Here is a 17,924-nt window from a genome sequence, read left to right on the forward strand (position 1 = left end):
GTCAGAAGTCTCGGTAGAGCTAGTGCTGTCGTCCTGCTCGCGTCACCGCTCGTCGCGTGCAGCCCCGACGCGCCCGTCCAGGAAGGCTTCATGTCGTACGACGAGATGCGGGAGGAGTATGACCGGACGCTGGAGAACTTTCCGGACGACCTCCCATTCCCGGAGGACGTGGACACCCATCCGCCGCTGGAAAGCCAGATCGTCACCGATCCGTCAACGACAGAGCTCTACGAGCGCGGATCAGGTCTCGTTCAGGCGTATCTGTATTGGGAGTGCGCGTGGATGGTTCAGGTACTCGATGCAGGCGGTGTCGGGGAACAGGCAGAGGAAGCGCTGGATGTGCTGGAGTCCGAGGCCGCTCTCGATTCGGAGTTCCGCCGCCTCTACTACGAAGATCCTGGCCGGATGTGGGAACTCGAGGTGCTCGGCGGTGCGCGAAAGGGCGACTTGAGGTCGATGAGGGACTTCGCCGTGGGCTGCCACGTGGACTCACGATGACCGTCCGGTCACATGGTCCGGAGGGCTCCCGCCAGCCCGTCCGAGGCGGCGCCCTTGCCGCGGCCGCCTCGCTGCTCCTGAGCGGTCTCCTCGCCGCGTGTACGGCTCCGCCGCCGCCGGACCCGTACGCAGACGACGAGCCGGCCGGGGCGACGGTCATGATCGAGACGGTCGAGCGGCGCACGTTCGACACCGTCCTCTCCCTGCCGGCGACCGTGGTGGCGGGCATGGCCTTCCAGGTGACGGCTCCGGCATCCGGCACCCTCGTCGAACGCGACGGTGCGCTGTTCGTGCAGCCCGAGTCCGGTCGAATTCTCGCCGTCGGTGGAGATGCCCGGATCGAGACCCTTCTCGTCGAACCCGGAACCGAGGTGGTCGCCGGGCTTCCTCTCGCTGAGGCGGTGCACGAGGGGTTCGCCCTGCGAGCCTCGGTCACGGGGGAGCATCTGCTGCGGCTGACAGCGTCCACGGGCGGGTCGACGAAGGGCGGCTCTCCGGTAAGAGCGGCGGGCGAAGTACGCGGCTCCTCCGGCCCGTTCGACTGCGACCTCGTGGACCCGGTGCCGAGTTCCACCGACCCGTCCGTCGTAGAAGAGGGCAGTTCGTTCCTCGCCTGCGCGGTCCCCGAGACGGTGCGGGTCATCGCCGGGATGAGCGGGCAGCTCGTCGTCACCCTTGCCACCCATGACAATGTCCTGTCGCTGCCGTTGGAGGCGATCGCCGGAACGGTCGATCGTGCGCGAGTCTCGGTGAAGGACGGCGACGAAGTCGTCGAGCGCGACGTGACCCTCGGCGGATCGAACGGGTACCTCGTGGAAATCGTCGACGGCCTGCGCGAGGGCGACGAAGTGCTGATCCCGAGCCCGAGCCTCCTCGAATGACCGACGTTCTCCGACTGGTGCAGGGCACCAAGGTCGTCGGCGGCCGGCCGGTGCTCGACGCCGCGAACCTGACGATCTCCCGAGGCGAATCGCTCGCCGTGATCGGACGATCCGGGAGCGGCAAGAGCACGCTGCTGTCGATACTCGGACTCCTCGACGACCTCACCGAGGGGGAGCGATGGCTGTGGGGGCAGCGTGTCGAAGCCCTCGGGGAGCGGGATCGTGCGGTGCTTCGCGCACGCCGACTCGGGTTCGTGTTTCAGAACTTCCGCCTGATCGACTACCTCACGGCCGCAGAGAACGTCACGGTGCCGATGGATGCCGCCGGCACCCTGACGAGACGACAACGCCAGGGGAGGGCCGAAGAGCTCCTCGACGAACTCGGCCTCGCAGCGCTGCGGCGCCGCCGACCGCGACAGCTCTCCGGCGGCGAGCAGCAGCGTGTCGCCATCGCCCGGGCGCTCGCGTGCGAGCCCGACCTCCTCCTCGCCGACGAACCCACGGGCTCACTCGACGAAACGACAGCAGCCGAGGTGCTCCGCCTCCTCCGCGACGCCACCCGGGAACGCGACTGCGCTCTGCTCGTCGTGACGCACGACGCGGCCGTGGCCGCACAGATGGACACCGTCACAGAGCTCGTCGACGGTCGCCTGCGTGACGTCACCGCCCCCCGGGGTCGGAGGGCGCAGAGGCTCCGAGGGGAGAGCACGTGAAGACTCTGCGGCTGGCCGGACAGCTGCTTCGCGGTCACATCCGCGGACACCTCCTCACGGTCGCCACGCTCCTCCTGGGTCTCGTCGGCATCGTCACCGTGGCCGGAGCGTCGACCACGATGGCGCGGACGATCGAGCATCAATCCACGCTCGAACGCGGCCATCGAGTGACGATCACCGCCTACCTGCGCGCCCCGGCGACCCCGGAAGACGTGGATCGTCTGGCCGCCCAACTCGAGAGACGGATGCCCGACCGTGTCGCCGTGGCACCTATCGTGCGCACACCAGCCCTGGTCATCGCCGAGCCGCGCCAGATGCTCGAAGCGCAGGTCGTGCTGACCTCGCGCGACCTGCAGACCGTGCGTCGATGGCCGGTGATCGACGGCGCGTGGCTGGACGACACCGAATCGCTCGTGTCGACGGGGGTGATCAATCGCGCGGCATCCGTCCTCGACGTCGGCGTCGGTGCGGTCATCCACACGGATGCCGGTGAGCCCATCGTGATCCGCGGGATCGTCGACGACGGTTCCCGCGACCCGGGCGTCTACCTTCGGCTGGATCAACACGCCGACACGGCGGCGCTCCACACGGATCGCGAGTCTCTCCTGACGGTCTCGCATCCGGATCTCGACGCCGGCGCCGCTCGCGACGTGCTCTCCGGCATCGAGAGCATCGCAGAGACCACGCTCGTCGATCGCGTCGAGCGCACAGACACGCTGGCCGAACTCGCCGCCGAGCTGGCCGCGACGACCATCTCGTTCATCGTGGTCGGGATCTTCAGCGTGCTGTCGCTGACCGTCGGCATCCTGAACATCGGCCTGTCCCGGTCACGCGAACGCGCGTGGGAGCTCTCGCTGCGACGCGCCCTCGGCATGCCGCGTTCGGCACTCGCGTGGGCGATGGTGATCGAATCGCAGGTCGTCGCGGGGGTGGCCGCTATCGCCGCCGTCGCCGTCTCGGTTCTCGCGCACCCGGCCATGGTCTCGGCGATGGCGACTCTCCCCGACACGGCAGCCTCGAGCTACCCCGCAGATGCCGCCGTGCTCGGACTCGGCGTCGGCGCACTCGCCGCCGCGGTCGGCAACATCGCGCCGGTGGCACGGATGTGGCGTCTCCCGATGTCGACGATCATGCGCCTCTGATCGGTCGCGAGCGGGGCGACGTGAGCGACACTCCGAGCATGGCGCACGACACGAACTGAGCCTCCGCGCAGGATGACGATGGCATCCGCGGGAGGCTCAGTCGACGTCAGGAAGCGCGGCGGGCGCGAGCAGCGCGTCGCTTCAGCGCGCGGCGCTCGTCTTCGGAAAGCCCGCCCCAGACACCCGAGTCCTGACCGGATTCGAGGGCGTACTGCAGGCAGATCTCGGTGACCGTGCATCGAGCGCAGACGGTCTTCGCCTTCTCGATCTGGTCGACGGCGGGGCCGGTGTTGCCGACGGGGAAGAAGAGTTCCGGGTCGACGGTCAGGCAGGCGGCTTTGTCGCGCCAATCCATGGTGTGGTGCTCCTTGATGCGGGATGAAGTTCGGGTGGGTCGTTCGCCGGGTCGACGTCGATTACCCTGGAAGTGTGCGAGCTCTTGCTCGCCCCACTGCGCTGTGGGAGCACACGCTTCATCAATCGTCCCATGCGTCGGCAGGTGAATCAAGGGTGAACATGGCATTTCCAGACCAGTTTGCTGTGCGTAGCCTCCAAGACGGATGCCGTGACGCGGCGGGATACTGATACTTCCGAGGAGTCGCGGGAACGATGTCCACCACCCCTGTGGAGCGGTTCGCCGCGGTCGCGCTCGTGCTCGAAGGCCTCGCGCTGTTCGTGCTGGCGGGCTGGGAGATCGTCGCGCTCGTCACGGGCGACACCGATTCCGTGAGCAGCTCGACGGCGCTCATCGTCCTCACCGCGATCGGTGCCGTGGCCCTCATGGCGTTCGGTGCAGCGGTGTGGCGCGGCGGTTCGTGGGGACGCAGCGGCGGCATCGTCGCTCAGCTCCTGGCTCTCGCCGTCGCCGTGGGCGCGCTGTCGGGGGAGAACCCGCAACCCGCCTTCGCCCTCGCGGTAGCCGTCCCTGCGATCGCCGTGCTCACGGCGCTCGTCGCGAGCGCACGTGCAGCGGGCCGCCGGCTGCGGGCGGGCGAAGCGGCGGGGTCAGACGTCGAGGAGTGAGCGGATGCGGGCCACGTGCCCCGTGGCCTTCACGTTGTAGAGCGCGTGCTCGATGTCGCCGTCGGGGCCGATCACGAACGTCGAGCGGATGACGCCCTCGACCGTCTTGCCGTAGTTGGTCTTCTCGCCCCACGCGCCGTAGGCGTCGTGCACGCTGTGGTCGGGATCGCTGAGCAGGTCGTACGGAAGCGCATCGCGGGTGCGGAACTCGCGCAGCGTGGCGGGCTCGTCACGCGAGATGCCGAGGACCGTGTATCCGGCCGCCTGCAACGGCGCGATGCTGTCGCGGAAGTCGCAAGCCTCGGTCGTGCATCCCGGAGTCATCGCCGCCGGGTAGAAGAACAAGATCACGCGCCCGCCGCGGTAGTCGCTGAGCGACACCGTCCGCTCGTCCTGGTCGACGAGCGTGAAAGCGGGAGCGGGGGAGCCGATGTCGAGGCGCGTCATGCCTCCAGCCTAGTCAGGCGAAGGTGGCGAGCAGGCGTTGCAGGGAGTCCAGACGCGCGGCGCCCCGATCCCCGAGCCGCCCTTCGGCGACGGCTTCGACGATCGCGCAGTCGGGGGCATCCGGCAAGTGCGTGCACCCGCGAGGACACTCTTCCGCGAGTGCGGCGAGGTCGGTGAACGCCTTCAAGATGTTGGCGGGGTCGACGTGACCCAGACCGAAGGACCGCACCCCCGGCGTATCGATGACCCACCCCTTGCCGTCTCGGCCGGTGTAGCGCAGCGACACCGTCGAACTGGAGGTGTGGCGTCCGCGTCCGGTGACTTCGTTGACGTGGCCCGTCGCCCGCGCCGCGTCGGGCACGAGAGCGTTGACCAGCGTCGACTTGCCCACGCCCGAATGTCCGACGAAGACCGTGGAATGTCCGACGAGTCGTTCCCCGATTCGTTCGACGGGCATGTCGCCGTGACCGCTCGTGAACACCTCGAGGTCGTCCAGCCCTTCGAAGTGGCCGAGGAAGGCCGCCGGGTCGGCGAGGTCCGTCTTGGTGACCACGAGCAGAGGTCGGATGCCGGCATCCAGCGCGGCGATGAGGTATCGGTCGACGAGTCGCGGTCGCGGCTCGGGGTCGGCTGCGGCGACGACGACGAGCATCTGATCGGCGTTGGCGACGATCACCCGCTCCACCTGATCGGTGTCGTCCGCGCTGCGGCGCAGGAGCGAGGTGCGCTCCTCGATGCCCACGATGCGGCCGAGCGTGCCTTCGTCGCCGGTCACGTCGCCGACGACGCGCGCCCGGTCGCCGGTCACGATCGGCTGCTTGCGCAGCTCTCGGGCACGCGTCGCCGACACGGTGTGCTCGGTCGGACCGTCCTCGTCGACCAGGACGGTGTACCGCCCACGGTCGACGCCCAGCACGCGGGCGATCTGCGCGTCGGCGTGCGCGGGTCGCCGCTTGGTGCGAGGCCGGTTGGCCTTCGGGTTGGGCCGCATGCGGATGGACGACTCGTCGAAGTCGGACTCGTCGTCGTCGATGTCGTCCAGCCAGCTCATCGGGCGACCCGACCGCTCACGAGACGCCGTCTGCCTGCAGCATGGCGTGCCACAGCTGCGGGAACTCGGGCATCGTCTTCGCGGTGGTGCCGATGTCGTCGACCTCGACGCCCGGCACGCGCAGGCCGATGACGGCGCCGGCGGTCGCGATCCGGTGGTCGTGGTGGGCCTTCCAGAGACCACCGTGCAGGGGAGCCGGGGTGATGCGGATGCCGTCGGGCAGCTCTTCGGCGTCGCCGCCGATCGCCCGCAGGTTGGAGACCAGAGCGGCGATGCGGTCGGTCTCGTGCCCGCGGATGTGGCCGATGCCGTGGAGGGTCGACGGAGCGTCGGCGAAAGCGGCGAGCGCGAACAGCGTCGGCGTGAGCTCGCTCGCGGCGGTGAGGTCGAGGTCGACGCCGGCGATGCGGTCGCCCGCGGCCACCGTGAGTGCGCCGCCGCGGCGCGACGCGCGCGCGCCCATGAGTGTGAGGATCTCGGTGAGGAGAGCGCCCGGCTGGGTGGAGGTGGCGGGCCAGCCCGGGATCGTCACGGCGCCGCCGGTGAGGATGGCGGCGGCCAGGAACGGGGCGGCGTTCGACAGATCGGGCTCGACCATGGCATCCCGGCCGCGCGGGGCCCCGGCGGGCACGAGCCACTCGTGCGGGTTCTCGTGCTCGACGTGCACGCCGCGCCGGGCGAGGGCCTCGACGGTCATGTCGATGTGCGGCACGCTCGGAAGCCGGGCGCCGGAGTGGAGGAGGTGCAGGCCGACGTCGTAGCGCGGGGCGGCCAGCAGCAGGCCCGAGACGAACTGACTCGACGTGCTCGCGTCGATCGTGACTTCGCCCCCGCGGATGTGTCCGCGGCCCTTGATGGTGAACGGCAGCGCCCAGTTGCCGCCGTCGTCGATGTCGACGCCCAGTTCTCGCAGCGCCTTGATCATGACGCCCATGGGACGGTGGAGGGCGCTCTCGTGCGCGGTGATCGTCACGTCGCCGTGCGCGAGACCTGCCAGCGGCGCGATGAAGCGCATCACGGTGCCCGCCTGTCCGCAGTCGATCACGACGTCGCCGCGGAACGCCGCGGGAGGGGTGATGTGCAGGTCGGGACCGTAGGGCCCGGTGGGAGGAAGCTCCTCGATCTCTACGCCGAGCGTGCGGAGCGCCTCGATCATGCGGGCCGAATCGTCCGAGTGCAGGGGAGCGGCGAGGGTGCTCGGCCCGTCGGCGAGAGCGGCCAGCACCAGCTTGCGATTGGTGAGGGATTTGGAGCCCGGGACGGTCACCGTCGCGTGCACGGGCGCCTCCGTCGTGGGCGCGGGCCACGCGGCGACCGGGGCTGTGGCCCCGTCGCTGGGGGAGAGCTGGGAATACCCGGACGCAGTCATCGGGTTCTACCCTAACGAACCGTCGTCGTACCCCGAGTGAGAGCACAGTGAGGAGCGCCATGATCGCCACCCTTCCCCCCGTGTTCGACGTGCTCGGCGACGTAGACTGGCGCCTGATGGAACACGAGGCGGCGATCGATCCGCAGACCCCCGAGGCCCCCCAGGACCCCAGCGCCCAGTTCGAGGAGCAGGCGCTCCCGTTCATGGACCAGCTCTACGCCGCCGCGATGCGGATGACGCGCAACCCCGCCGACGCGGCCGACCTCGTGCAGGAGACCTTCGTCAAGGCCTTCGGCTCCTGGGCCTCGTTCACGCAGGGGACGAACCTCAAGGCGTGGCTGTACCGCATCCTGACCAACACGTACATCAACACGTACCGCAAGAAGCAGCGTGAGCCCTTCCAGGGCACGATCGACGACCTCGAGGACTGGCAGCTGGGCGGTGCGGAGTCGACCACGGCGACGAGCACGCGCTCTGCCGAGGCCGAGGCGATCGACCACATGCCGGCGTCGGCGGTCAAAGACGCGCTGCAGCAGATCCCCGAGGACTTCCGACTCGCGGTCTACCTCGCCGACGTCGAAGGCTTCGCGTATCAGGAGATCGCGGACATCATGAAAACCCCCATCGGCACCGTCATGAGCCGCCTGCACCGTGGCAGGCGCATGCTGCGTGACCTCCTTGCCGACTATGCGAAAGAGCGCGGCATCGACGTGCCCGCCACGAGGAGCAAGAAATGAGCGACTGCGGCTGCGACAAGGCGAGGAAAGACCTCGAGGAGTACCTGCGCAACGAGGTGTGCAAGACCCAGCACGCCGACATTCGCGAGCATCTCGAGAACTGTCCTGCCTGCCGGGAGGAGGCCCTCGTGGCGACGACCCTCACGGCCGTGCTTGCGCGCGCCTGCAAGGAGACCGCGCCGGAACAGCTGCGCGACCAGGTGCTGAGCCGGCTGCGCGCCGAGCAGGCCACCCACCACTGACCGTCAGGCGACCCCGCGGTCGCGGTGCGTCGGCGGCAGCCACGCGCTCGTGTGCCCCGCGATGAGGTAGGTGCCCGGCAGGGACGCCGGGTCGTCGTCGACCGCAGGGTTGCCCGCCTCGCGCAGCAGCGCGATCGAGGCCGAACGCAGCGCCCGGATGCCGTCGACGTCGACGCGCCGCTCGGAGAGCTCGCGAGCAAGTTCCTCCTGGAGACGCGCGCGCTCGGCGGCCACTTCGGCGCTGACGTCGAGGAACGCCGTCTCCAACGCGTCGTCGATGCGCTGACGCGCGTCACGGTCGCGGCGACCGAAGTGGTAGGCGACGAGCGCGATCACCGAACCCGCCGCGCCGACGAGGAACAGGACCGGGAGGCCGCCCGAGGTCACGGACGCGCCGAACACCGCGCCGGCCACGGCGAGCGCCGCCGAGACCTGCGACTGGAAGAGCGTGCTGCGCGGCACCGGTTTGCTGAAGACGGCGAGCGCCACGAGCACCTGCAGGATGCCGACGACCAGCGCGACGATCGCCGCGGGCGTCTCGAGTCCGTCGGCCCCGAGACGGAGCGAGCCGAGGAGCGCGAGCGGCGCGGCGGAGGCGAAGGTCAGCAGGAACACGAGCAGGGAGTGCCAGCCGCTGAGCTGGGGGCGACGTCCGCCGTGGCGTTCGGTCAGCAGCTGGGTCACACGTCGGCGAGCGCGCGCGGCCACCGCGTTGGAGTCGGCCACGAGGCGCTCGCGTACGTCGCCCAGCCCGGCGACGCCCAGCACGGAGTACTCGATCAGTTCGCGGCTGGCGGTCGCCGGCGCGATGAGGTCGTCGCGCACCGCCGCGGCGCGGGCGGTGATCGGGGAGTCAGCCACGGTGATCCATCTCGAGTGTCGGAAGGAGCTGCTCGGTGAGCGCCAGGGCTACGGCGCCCGCCTCGGGGGCCAGCGGCGACAGCTGCCCCACGACGAGTCGATCGTCGAGATCGAGAACGTACGTGGTACGCACCCAGCCGAGCGGCGTGACCGGCGACGCGTCGGCACCATCGGTGGTCTGCTCGTCGGACGCGGCGTCCTCGTCGGAGAACAGGACCGTGACCCGCCAGCCCGAGACCGCCCCGGCCGTGAACGGGGTCGTCGTCGGCGGCCACGGTGAGGGGGTCAGCGTGAGGGCGAGTTCCTCCGCGCGGGCGGCATCGCGGAACGCGGGCGCCTCCGTGACGAGGAAGCCCAGCGTCGCATAGAGACCCGACACGGGTTCGCACAGCAGGAGCACCAGCGAGTCGGGCGCCGCTTCGCGGGCGGTCACGGCGAGGTCGGCGGCGAGGAGGATCCGAGCCTGCTGCTCGTCGGTCCGGCCTTCCAGGAGCGCCCGCAGCCATGGCTCGGCCTCGGACTCCAGCGGCACCACCGACCACAGGCGAGGGTCGGCTTCGACGGACAGCTCAGGCATCGCGCTTCCAGCGGACGGTGGCCACGATCGCGTCGCACAGGGCGGTCATCGTCGCGACACCGGTCGGATCGACCGTCGTGCCTGCGGCGGAGGCGAGGATGCTCGCCTGGAACAGCAGACCGCGGCGGTCGCTGTCGGGAGCGGGCAGCAGGTAGTTGATGGTGAGGATTTCGGCAGCGCCCTCCGAGAACCCGGCGGTCGATGTCTGCGTCCAGCGGAGGATCGTCCCCGCCTCGTCCAGAGGCGCGGCCCCGCGCGTCGCCATGAGGTGGCGTCCGGCTTCGGCAAGGCTCCGCCCGCCGGGAGCGTCCATGCGCGCCGCGACGATCGAGACCGGCAAGAAGTCGCTCTCGGGCACGTCCTGCTGCGCGAACAGGCGGATCGCGTCGCCGACGCCGCGGTTCGCCGCGGCGAACACCTCGTCGAGCATCGGCCGTAGCGCCGTCCGCTGGGCAGCGGAGAGCCGCCCCAGTGACTGCTCCGCGATGGCGCGCAGCGCCACCGGCTCGGGATCGAAAGACCCCCAGCCCAAGGGAAGGACGAGCGCGAAGCCGGGCATCCCGGCGGTCGGCTCGACCAGTTCAGCGCGCAAAGACACGGTGCTCCGATCGTGGGGAGGGGACGGCATCCCGATTCTAGGCGGGTCAGTCGAACGACTTGGCCACGCTGACGACGGTCGGCATGACGGTCGCGTAGACCTGCGCCGCGCCGCCCAGCGCTTCGGTGAGCGTCTGCGGCATCCGCCCGGGAGCGAACCCCGCCAGGGCGCGCCAGCCGTTGCCCCAGCTTCCCGTCAGGGCGAAGGTCTCCTTGACCATCACCGGCGAGTAGAACAGGCGGAACATGTTGCGCGTGTTCAGGCCGTGCGGCGTGCCGCGCACGAACAGTTGCGGCATCCGGTTCGCGAGCACCGAGTCCAGGGCGCGGAACGCATTGCGCGCATCGACGAACTCCGAACCGAAGAGGCGGACCGTTCCCGACAGGCGGGGGAACCGCGCCCCGGCGGAGGCGAACGAGCCGAGTCTGCCGAGCCCGGCGAGCTTGCCGAAGGGGAGGATCGCGACGGCGGAGAGCGCCACTTCCTGCCAGCTCCCGCGGCCGGTGGACAGTCGTGCGATCTCGCCGAGCAGGGAGATGACGCCGACGATCACAGCAAGGGCTGCGGCGATGGCGGCGAGCGGGCCGGTGACGACGAAAGCGACGATGATGAGCGCGACACCCACCCACATGAGCACGGTGAGCAGACCCTCGACGAACGGCATCGCGTCGTCCCAGAATCCGTCGGACACGCCGTCCTCGTTCGCGCCCTGCAGGCTGGACAGCGTCGAGTCGTACACCGCTTCCCAGCGGGCGACGGGCGCGTCGTACTGCGCGCGGTACGTCTCGAACGTCTGCAGCGCGGAGTCGAACGAGGACTGCTCGGCGGCGCTGCTGGGACGGCTCCCGGACTGCTCCACCTCGTGGTCGTCGTTGAAGTCCCACTGCTGCTGGTCGCCTTCGGCCGCGGAGAGGGCGCGGGAGGTGTCGTTGACGCGCTCCCAGGCCGAGGCGGCACGGGTCACGAGCCCGTCGGTCTCCGACTGGACCGTCTCGAGGGCGCCCGCATAGCGAACCAGGGCGCGTCCGCTCGGCAGATAGCGCTCTCCGGCCGTCCGGAGATCGGCGTAGACCTCCTTGGCCTGTTCGCGCACTGCCTCGAACGATTCGCCGCTGCCGATCGTTCCGTCGGCGAACATCTCCAGAGTGCGGGCCGCGGAGCGCATCATCTCGCCCTGCTCGACGATGTTCTCGCCGCGGCTGAGGATGCGGGACGGCTCGCCCACGATCTGCTCGATGTCGCGGCCGCCGGCGGTGGCCGGCATGTTCTCGCGCTGGTACCAGTAGCCGTCGTGTCCCATTACTCGGATGCCTCCATGCTGCGGGCGAGTTCGGCGTCTGCTTCGGCCCAGTTGTCCCGGGCGTCGTCGAGCCGCTTCTTCATCTCTTCGAGGTGGCGGCGCTGCGTCTCGCGCTTGTCGTCCCACTTCGCCTCGAAGTCCTCGGCGGCCGACTGCAGCGAACCGCGTCCCTGCGGCCGCGAGATCGCCTCGGTCAACGTGTTCGTCTGCGAAGACGCATTCTGATACTCGGCGATGATCGCGCCGAGCGCCTCGCTCAGCTCCGCCATCGAGTCGAGCGGAATGTCGACGCCGTCTCCAGCCATGAGTGCACCTCCCCGGTCGTTTCCATCCTAGGGACGGGGCCGCAGGCCGCCATGGGGAGAACTCCCCACTTCGCTGTCCGAGGTTCCCTGGCCCGAGGGTTCCCGTCCGGGGAGGGTCGGCCTCACGCGGTGAACACGGTGAGCGCGCCGGGAACGGCATCCACCCGCACCGGGAGGGCGCCCAGGGGATCGCCGTCCGCGTAGGCGGTGAGCGCCGGTGCGTCGAGGCGCACGGCGCGGGCGCGACGCATCACGACGTCGGGCGACGATGCGTGCGTGCCGCGATAGACGCGGGGAAGGAGGCGCAGCAGCCGCAGGCGGCCGGCGGGACGCACCAGCGTCACGTCCAAGAGACCGTCGTCGAGCATTGCCTCGGGACAGATGCGGATACCGCCCCCGTACGTCGGACCGTTCCCCACGGATGCCAGCACGAGCGGACCGTCGAGCACCTCCACGTCGCCGTCGGCGTCCTCGAGTTCGACGCGGAACGGGAGGTCGCGCAGCCGCAGGAACTCGATGAGGACGGCGATGTCGTAGCGGGAGTGCCCTCGAGGCCACGTCATGCCGTTGGCCCGGTCGTTCACCTTCGAGTCGAAGCCCGCGGCCAGCACGGTCGCGTACAGCCGCGAGGAGCCGTCCGCCCGCGTCGCGCGGGCCAGGTCGACCCGCCGGGTGCGGCCCGCGATGACGGCCGCGGCAGTCGCCTCCGCGCGCAGCTCGCGCAAACCGAGCGCGGCGGCGAAGTCGTTGCCCGTGCCGACCGGGACGATCCCCAAGGGCGTGTCGGTGCCGGCGAGCTCCTGGATCGCGAGGTTCACCGTTCCGTCTCCGCCCGCGACGAGCACGGCATCCGTCCCGACGTCGAGCGCGGCCCGCAGCAGCGTGGAGGAGTCGGCGGCGCTCCCGCCGGAGATCACCGCTACCCGGATGCCGTGGGCTCGGAGGCGGGCGGTGACCTCGTCCACGACGACGGTGTGCGCACCGGCGCGCGCGGCGGGGTTGACGAGCAGTGCGACGTCCATCGCCGTACCTGTTCTCTCGGGTGCGTCGCGGTCGGGTGCTGGCAGGATTCCGCACCGAGACGACCGTTTTCCGCGAGCCGAGCGTCGGGGGTGCTGGACAGGATGGTGTCATGACCGGCCGCTCCCTCGCTATCGACACGCCCGCCCGCCATGGCGGGATCGGACTCGTGCAGGGAACCGCGCTCTACGTGGCATCCGTCCTCGGCACGGGTCTGCTCGTCCTGCCCGGCCTCACGGCGAGCGTGGCGGGCCCCGCGAGCATCCTGGCCGTCGCGGCCGTTCTCGGCCTCTCCGTACCGTTGGCGGGCACGTTCGCCGTCCTCGCCGCACGCTACCCCGACCCCGGGGGAGTCGCGAGCTACGTGCGGAAGGCGCTCGGGGGCACCGCGGCCCGCATGACGGGCTACTGGTTCCTCTTCGGCGTGTGCGCCGGGGCTCCGGTGGTCGCCGCACTGGGTGCCGAGTACGTCGTTGCCGCCCTCGGCGTCGATCGCGCGTTCGTGCCGCTCCTGGCGGCCCTCATCTTCCTCCCGCCGTTCGCGCTCAATGCGCTCGGCGTGCGGGTCGCCGGCGGCGCCCAGTTCGTGCTCACCGCCCTCCTGCTCGCCGTGGTCGTCTTCGTCGTCGGACTGGGAGCACCGTCGGTCGAGGCCTCGAACTTCCAACCGTTCCTCCCGCACGGGTGGGCGGGAGTCGCGACGGCGGTGAGTCTGTTCGTCTGGGCGTTCGCGGGCTGGGAGGTCGGCACCCATATCTCGGGGGAGTTCCGGCGCCCCGCACGAGACATCCCGTGGGCCACCGGCATCGCCGTCGTCGTCACCGGCGCGTGCTACCTGGTGCTGCAGGTCGTGACCGTCGGAGCGCTCGGGGTGAGCGCGGGCGAGGGGCAGGTGCCGCTCCTCGATCTCGCGCGGCTGGGGTCACCGCGCCTGGGTCCGATCGCCGTCGGCATCATCGCGGCCATCGTCGCGCTCGGCGTGCTCAACGCGTACCTTGCGGCGTTCGCGAAGCTGGGTGCCTCACTGGCCGACAACGGCGACCTTCCGCGGTGGTTCTCCCGAGGAGTCGAACACGGCGGCATCCCGCGCCGCGCGCTCGCCCTCACCGCTGCCGTCGCTGCCGTGTACTTCTCGCTCATGCTCGTGAACGGCATGGTGCTCACCCCGTTCATCCTCGTTCACACGAGCAGCATGGTCGCCATCTACGCGCTCGGCATGGTCGCCGCCGTGCGGCTGCTGCCTCGGCGTTCAGCGGGATGGTGGATGGCGGTCGTGGCCGCGGTGCTGTGCGCGGGCATGCTGGCGCTCGCGTGGGCCTCACTGGCCCCCGCACTCGCGCTCGCGTCCGCGGCGGTCGTCGTGACCGTCGCCCGCCGCGGACGTCGCGCTAGAGCGTGAGTGCCGATTCGAGGATCGTCGACTGCTCCACCGCGTGGACCTTCGGCGAACCGGTCGCCGTCGACGCAGCCGCGGCGCGCGAGATGCGACGCACCGTGCGGCCCCGCAGGTTCTTCACGACCTCGAGAGCGATGAAGGGCCACGCGCCCTGGTTCTCGGGCTCGTCCTGCACCCACACCAGTTCGGCGTCCGGATAGCCGTCGAGGATCGCGTTGAGCTCGTCGACGGGAGCCGGGTAGTACTGCTCCAGGCGCACGAGGGCGATCTCGGGGTTCGGCTTCTTCTCGAGTTCGGCCTTGAGGTCCCAGTGGATCTTGCCGGAGTGCAGCAGCACGCGCCGCACCGCGCTCTTGTCGATCCCGCGGTCGTCGTCGAGCACCGGCTCGAAACGTCCCTGCGTGAAGGCCTCCACGGGGCTCGTGGCACCGCGCAGGCGCAGCATGGCCTTCGGGGTGAAGAGGATCAGGGGGCGACGCGGGCGGGCGTAGGCCTGCCGACGGAGCAGGTGGAAGTAGGACGCGGGCGTCGACGGACGCGCCACCGTCATGTTGTCCTGGGCGCACAGCTGCAGGTACCGCTCGATCCGTGCGGACGAGTGGTCAGGGCCCTGGCCCTCGTAGCCGTGCGGCAGGAGCAGGACCACGCTCGACTGCTGGCTCCACTTCTGCTCGGCGGCCGAGATGTACTCGTCGATGACCGACTGGGCGCCGTTGGCGAAGTCGCCGAACTGTGCTTCCCACAGGGTCAGCGTGTCGGCGCGCTCTACGGAGTAGCCGTACTCGAAGGCCATCGCCGCGTACTCGCTCAGCAGCGAGTCGTACACGTAGAAGCGGCCCTGGCCGTCGCCGAGGTTCGCCAGCGGCAGCCACTCCTGACCGTTCACGCGGTCGTGCATGACGGCGTGCCGCTGCACGAACGTGCCGCGACGCGCGTCCTGACCCGCCAAGCGGACATTGGTGCCCTCCATGAGCACGGAACCGAAGGCCAGGAGCTCGCCGAACGCCCAGTCGATGCCGCCGTTGCGGCTCATGTCGTTGCGCTTGTCGAGCAGCTGCTGGAGCTTCGCGTGCACCGTGAAGCCCTCCGGGCGGTTCACGAACGCGTCGCCGATCTGGTGGACGACCTCGAGTGCGACGCCTGTCGTGTCGGGTTCGCCGACCGCAACGTCGACCGAGCCGCTCGGCGTCACGATGCCGGTGGAACCGGTGGCGGCGGCATGCGTCTCGGCGAACGCGATCTCGAGGCGGTTCTGGAAGTCCTGCTTGGCCTTCTCGTACTCCTCCTCGGTGATGTCGCCGCGTCCGACCAGCGATTCCGTGTACAGACGGCGCACGGAGCGCTTCGCCTCGATGAGGTTCGTCATGAGCGGCTGCGTCATCGACGGGTCGTCGCCCTCGTTGTGACCGCGGCGGCGGTAGCAGACGAGGTCGACGATGACGTCGCGGTGGAACTCCTCGCGGTAGCGGAAGGCCAGCTCGGCGACGCGGACGACGGCCTCGGGGTCATCGCCGTTGACGTGGAAGACAGGGGCCTGGATGCTCTTGGCCACGTCCGTCGCGTAGACCGACGACCGCGCATCCTGGGGGAGCGTCGTGAAGCCGACCTGGTTGTTGACCACCACGTGGACGGTGCCTCCCGTGCGGTAGCCGCGCAGCTGCGACATCTGCAGGGTCTCGACCACGACGCCCTGGCCCGCGAAGGCGGCGTCACCGTGGACGAGGATCGGCAGCCACGAGAACGAGCCGATCGGCATCCGGTCCTGCTTGGCGCGGACGATGCCCTCCAGCACGCCGTCGACCGTCTCCAGGTGCGACGGGTTGGCGGCGAGGTACACGGGGAGTTCCTCGTCGGCATCCGACACGAACGTCCCCTCGGTGCCGAGGTGGTACTTCACGTCGCCCGACCCGCTCTTGGAGCCGATCGCGACGGAGCCTTCGAACTCGCGGAACACCTGCCCGTAGGTCTTGCCGGCGATGTTGGTGAGGACGTTGAGGCGGCCGCGGTGCGCCATGCCGATGGCGGCGCCGTCGAGGCCGGCGCCCGCCGCACCCTGCAGGATCTCGTCGAGGAGGGGGATGAGCGACTCTCCGCCTTCGAGGCTGAACCGCTTCTGGCCGACGTACTTCGTCTGCAGGAACGTCTCGAACGCCTCGGCCTGGTTGAGCTTGTCGAGAATTCGCAGCTGCTCGTCGTGACCGGGCTTCTGGTACTTGACCTCGACGTTGTCCTGGAACCACTTGCGCTGCGCCGGGTCCTGGATGTGCATGTACTCGATGCCGATCGTGCGGCAGTACGAATCGCGCAGCACGCCGAGGATCTCGCGCAGCTTCATGATGCGTCGCCCGCCGAATCCGCCGGTGACGAACTCGCGGTCGAGGTCCCAGAAGGTGAGGCCGTGCGACTCGATCTCGAGGTCGGGGTGCGTGCGCTGCACGTACTCCAGCGGATCGATGTCGGCCATGAGGTGACCGCGCACGCGGAACGAGTTGATGAGCTCCTGCACGCGCGCCGTCTTGTCGACGCGCTCGGCGATGTCGACGTTGATGTCGCCCGCCCAGTGGATGGGGGCGTAGGGAATGCGGAGCGCCGCGAAGATGCCTTCGTAGAAGCCCCGCTGGCCGATGAGCAGCTCGTGCACGATCTTGAGGAACTCGCCCGACCCGGCTCCCTGGATCACGCGGTGGTCGTACGTGCTCGTGAGGGTGATGGTCTTGCCGATACCGAGCTCGACGAGCGTCTTCTCGCTCGATCCCTGGAACTCCGCGGGATACTCCAGCGCGCCGGCGCCGACGATGCACCCCTGGCCCTTCATGAGTCGCGGAACCGAGTGCACCGTGCCGATGCCGCCGGGGTTCGTGAGCGACACCGTGGTGCCCTGGAAGTCGGCGGCGGTGAGCTTGCCGCCCCGGGCCCGGCGGACGAGGTCCTCGTAGGACTGCAGGTACTCCTGGAACGTCAGCGACTCGGCCTGCTTGATGCTCGGGACCATGAGAGCCCGCGTGCCGTCGGGCTTGGGCAGGTCGATCGCGATGCCCAGGTTCACGTGAGCGGGGGCGACGACGGACGGCTTGCCGTCGACCTCGGCGTAGTACACGTTCTGGCTCGGGAACGCCTTGAGCGCCTGGATCAGTGCCCACCCGATCAGGTGAGTGAAGCTCACCTTGCCGCCGCGCGTGCGCGACATGTGGTTGTTGATGACGATGCGGTTGTCGATGAGGAGCTTCGCGGGGATCGTGCGCACGCTCGTCGCGGTCGGCACGGTCAGCGACTCGTCCATGTTGGCGGCGAGGGTCTTGGGCATGCCGCGGAGGGTCGTGACGACGTCCTCACCGGCCTCCTGCGGTGACGGCGCCGACTTGGGCGCCTGCGCGGGCACGGGCTGGGGTGCGGCGGGCCGCGCGGTCGTGCGGGCCACGGGGGAGGTGCCGATCACCGGCACGGGCGCGGTGACCGGATGCGACTCCGGGGCAGGGGCTGCAGCCGGCGCGGGCGTGGCGGTGGGAGCGGGTGCGGCGGCCTCGGCGGGTGCTGCGGGTGCGGCGTCCTCGGCATCCGGTCGGTAGGACTCGAGGATCGGCCACCATGCCTGATCCACGGAGTTGCGGTCCTTGGTGTACTGCTCGTACATCTCGGCGACGAGCCATTCGTTGGCGCCGAATTCGCCGTCGTTCGATGTTCCCGCGCCGGTCACCTGGCTGGACACGATTCTCCTGCTTTCATCGGTGAAGTTCAGATGGTGCGCAGGCCCGGATCGTGGCACT

The 17,924-nt window shown here is 70.0% G+C and carries 19 protein-coding genes; 8 read left to right on the forward strand and 11 right to left on the reverse strand.

Going from position 1 to position 17,924, the window contains the following annotated elements; translation table 11 throughout:
* Positions 1-90: 90 nt before the first annotated feature.
* Genes P0Y48_01070 through P0Y48_01085 form a run of 4 tightly spaced genes read left to right on the forward strand, consistent with a single transcriptional unit; the run spans position 91 to position 3,234 of the window.
* The gene (locus tag P0Y48_01070) at positions 91-498 is read left to right on the forward strand and encodes a hypothetical protein (GenBank protein WEK13836.1); all 408 of its coding nucleotides are present in this window, start codon (positions 91-93) and stop codon (positions 496-498) included.
* Positions 495-1,379 carry a hypothetical protein gene (locus tag P0Y48_01075; protein ID WEK13837.1) on the forward strand — a complete coding sequence of 295 codons (885 nt, stop codon included), beginning with the start codon at positions 495-497 and terminating at the stop codon, positions 1,377-1,379. The genes P0Y48_01070 and P0Y48_01075 overlap by 4 nt, the downstream gene beginning before the upstream one ends.
* Positions 1,376-2,092 (forward strand): ABC transporter ATP-binding protein, encoded by a 717-nt coding sequence (locus P0Y48_01080; protein WEK13838.1) that lies wholly within the window; start codon positions 1,376-1,378, stop codon positions 2,090-2,092. The genes P0Y48_01075 and P0Y48_01080 overlap by 4 nt, the downstream gene beginning before the upstream one ends.
* Entirely contained in the window at positions 2,089-3,234 is a 1,146-nt protein-coding gene (locus P0Y48_01085) for an ABC transporter permease (GenBank protein WEK13839.1), read from the forward strand. The genes P0Y48_01080 and P0Y48_01085 overlap by 4 nt, the downstream gene beginning before the upstream one ends.
* 106 nt (positions 3,235-3,340) lie before the next feature.
* Here the strand turns inward: P0Y48_01085 and P0Y48_01090 are convergent, their stop codons facing one another.
* Entirely contained in the window at positions 3,341-3,589 is a 249-nt protein-coding gene (locus tag P0Y48_01090; protein WEK13840.1) for a WhiB family transcriptional regulator, read from the reverse strand.
* A gap of 254 nt (positions 3,590-3,843) precedes the next feature.
* Between P0Y48_01090 and P0Y48_01095 the strand changes: the two genes are divergently transcribed.
* Positions 3,844-4,257, forward strand: a complete 414-nt coding sequence (locus P0Y48_01095) for a histidine kinase (GenBank protein ID WEK13841.1) — start codon at positions 3,844-3,846, stop codon at positions 4,255-4,257.
* On the opposite strand, the gene bcp is transcribed toward P0Y48_01095, so the two are convergent.
* From bcp to aroA, 3 genes are read right to left on the reverse strand one after another with little or no spacing between them, the layout of a single operon-like run.
* Positions 4,240-4,704, reverse strand: coding sequence for a thioredoxin-dependent thiol peroxidase (bcp, locus tag P0Y48_01100; protein WEK13842.1), 465 nt, complete (start codon positions 4,702-4,704; stop codon positions 4,240-4,242). The two genes, P0Y48_01095 and bcp, sit on opposite strands and share 18 nt — an antisense overlap.
* A 13-nt stretch (positions 4,705-4,717) precedes the next feature.
* Positions 4,718-5,755, reverse strand: a complete 1,038-nt coding sequence (gene rsgA / locus P0Y48_01105) for a ribosome small subunit-dependent GTPase A (GenBank protein ID WEK13843.1) — start codon at positions 5,753-5,755, stop codon at positions 4,718-4,720.
* A gap of 16 nt (positions 5,756-5,771) precedes the next feature.
* Complete coding sequence (gene aroA / locus P0Y48_01110) at positions 5,772-7,124, reverse strand: 3-phosphoshikimate 1-carboxyvinyltransferase (protein ID WEK13844.1); 1,353 nt, start codon at positions 7,122-7,124, stop codon at positions 5,772-5,774.
* A 59-nt stretch (positions 7,125-7,183) separates the two neighbouring features.
* On the opposite strand from aroA, the gene P0Y48_01115 reads away from it, so the two are divergent.
* Together P0Y48_01115 and P0Y48_01120 are read left to right on the forward strand one after the other, a co-directional pair.
* On the forward strand, positions 7,184-7,861 hold the full coding sequence (locus P0Y48_01115; protein ID WEK13845.1) for a sigma-70 family RNA polymerase sigma factor: 678 nt from the start codon (positions 7,184-7,186) through the stop codon (positions 7,859-7,861).
* On the forward strand, positions 7,858-8,103 hold the full coding sequence (locus P0Y48_01120; protein ID WEK13846.1) for a zf-HC2 domain-containing protein: 246 nt from the start codon (positions 7,858-7,860) through the stop codon (positions 8,101-8,103). Before P0Y48_01115 ends, P0Y48_01120 begins: the two co-directional genes overlap by 4 nt.
* A 3-nt stretch (positions 8,104-8,106) precedes the next feature.
* On the opposite strand, the gene P0Y48_01125 is transcribed toward P0Y48_01120, so the two are convergent.
* The 6 genes from P0Y48_01125 to P0Y48_01150 form a co-directional block, all read right to left on the reverse strand.
* Entirely contained in the window at positions 8,107-8,964 is an 858-nt protein-coding gene (locus P0Y48_01125) for a hypothetical protein (GenBank protein WEK13847.1), read from the reverse strand.
* Positions 8,957-9,541, reverse strand: coding sequence for a hypothetical protein (locus P0Y48_01130; GenBank protein ID WEK13848.1), 585 nt, complete (start codon positions 9,539-9,541; stop codon positions 8,957-8,959). Before P0Y48_01130 ends, P0Y48_01125 begins: the two co-directional genes overlap by 8 nt.
* A complete protein-coding gene (locus P0Y48_01135; GenBank protein ID WEK13849.1) occupies positions 9,534-10,169 on the reverse strand; it encodes a hypothetical protein in 636 nt (211 codons plus the stop codon). The genes P0Y48_01130 and P0Y48_01135 overlap by 8 nt, the downstream gene beginning before the upstream one ends.
* Positions 10,170-10,185: 16 nt before the next feature.
* Positions 10,186-11,439 carry a hypothetical protein gene (locus P0Y48_01140; GenBank protein WEK13850.1) on the reverse strand — a complete coding sequence of 418 codons (1,254 nt, stop codon included), beginning with the start codon at positions 11,437-11,439 and terminating at the stop codon, positions 10,186-10,188.
* Entirely contained in the window at positions 11,439-11,744 is a 306-nt protein-coding gene (locus tag P0Y48_01145) for a hypothetical protein (GenBank protein WEK13851.1), read from the reverse strand. The genes P0Y48_01140 and P0Y48_01145 overlap by 1 nt, the downstream gene beginning before the upstream one ends.
* A gap of 122 nt (positions 11,745-11,866) precedes the next feature.
* Positions 11,867-12,766 carry a diacylglycerol kinase gene (locus P0Y48_01150; GenBank protein WEK13852.1) on the reverse strand — a complete coding sequence of 300 codons (900 nt, stop codon included), beginning with the start codon at positions 12,764-12,766 and terminating at the stop codon, positions 11,867-11,869.
* Between the two features lie 110 nt (positions 12,767-12,876).
* On the opposite strand from P0Y48_01150, the gene P0Y48_01155 reads away from it, so the two are divergent.
* Positions 12,877-14,163: an amino acid permease gene (locus tag P0Y48_01155; protein WEK13853.1), complete on the forward strand. Its 1,287-nt coding sequence runs from the start codon at positions 12,877-12,879 to the stop codon at positions 14,161-14,163.
* Here the strand turns inward: P0Y48_01155 and P0Y48_01160 are convergent.
* A complete protein-coding gene (locus tag P0Y48_01160) occupies positions 14,153-17,866 on the reverse strand; it encodes a multifunctional oxoglutarate decarboxylase/oxoglutarate dehydrogenase thiamine pyrophosphate-binding subunit/dihydrolipoyllysine-residue succinyltransferase subunit (protein ID WEK13854.1) in 3,714 nt (1,237 codons plus the stop codon). The genes P0Y48_01155 and P0Y48_01160 overlap by 11 nt on opposite strands.
* Between the last annotated feature and the right edge of the window lie 58 nt (positions 17,867-17,924).

Source organism: Candidatus Microbacterium phytovorans, assembly GCA_029202445.1.
GTDB classification, from domain to species: Bacteria; Actinomycetota; Actinomycetes; order Actinomycetales; family Microbacteriaceae; genus Microbacterium; species Microbacterium phytovorans.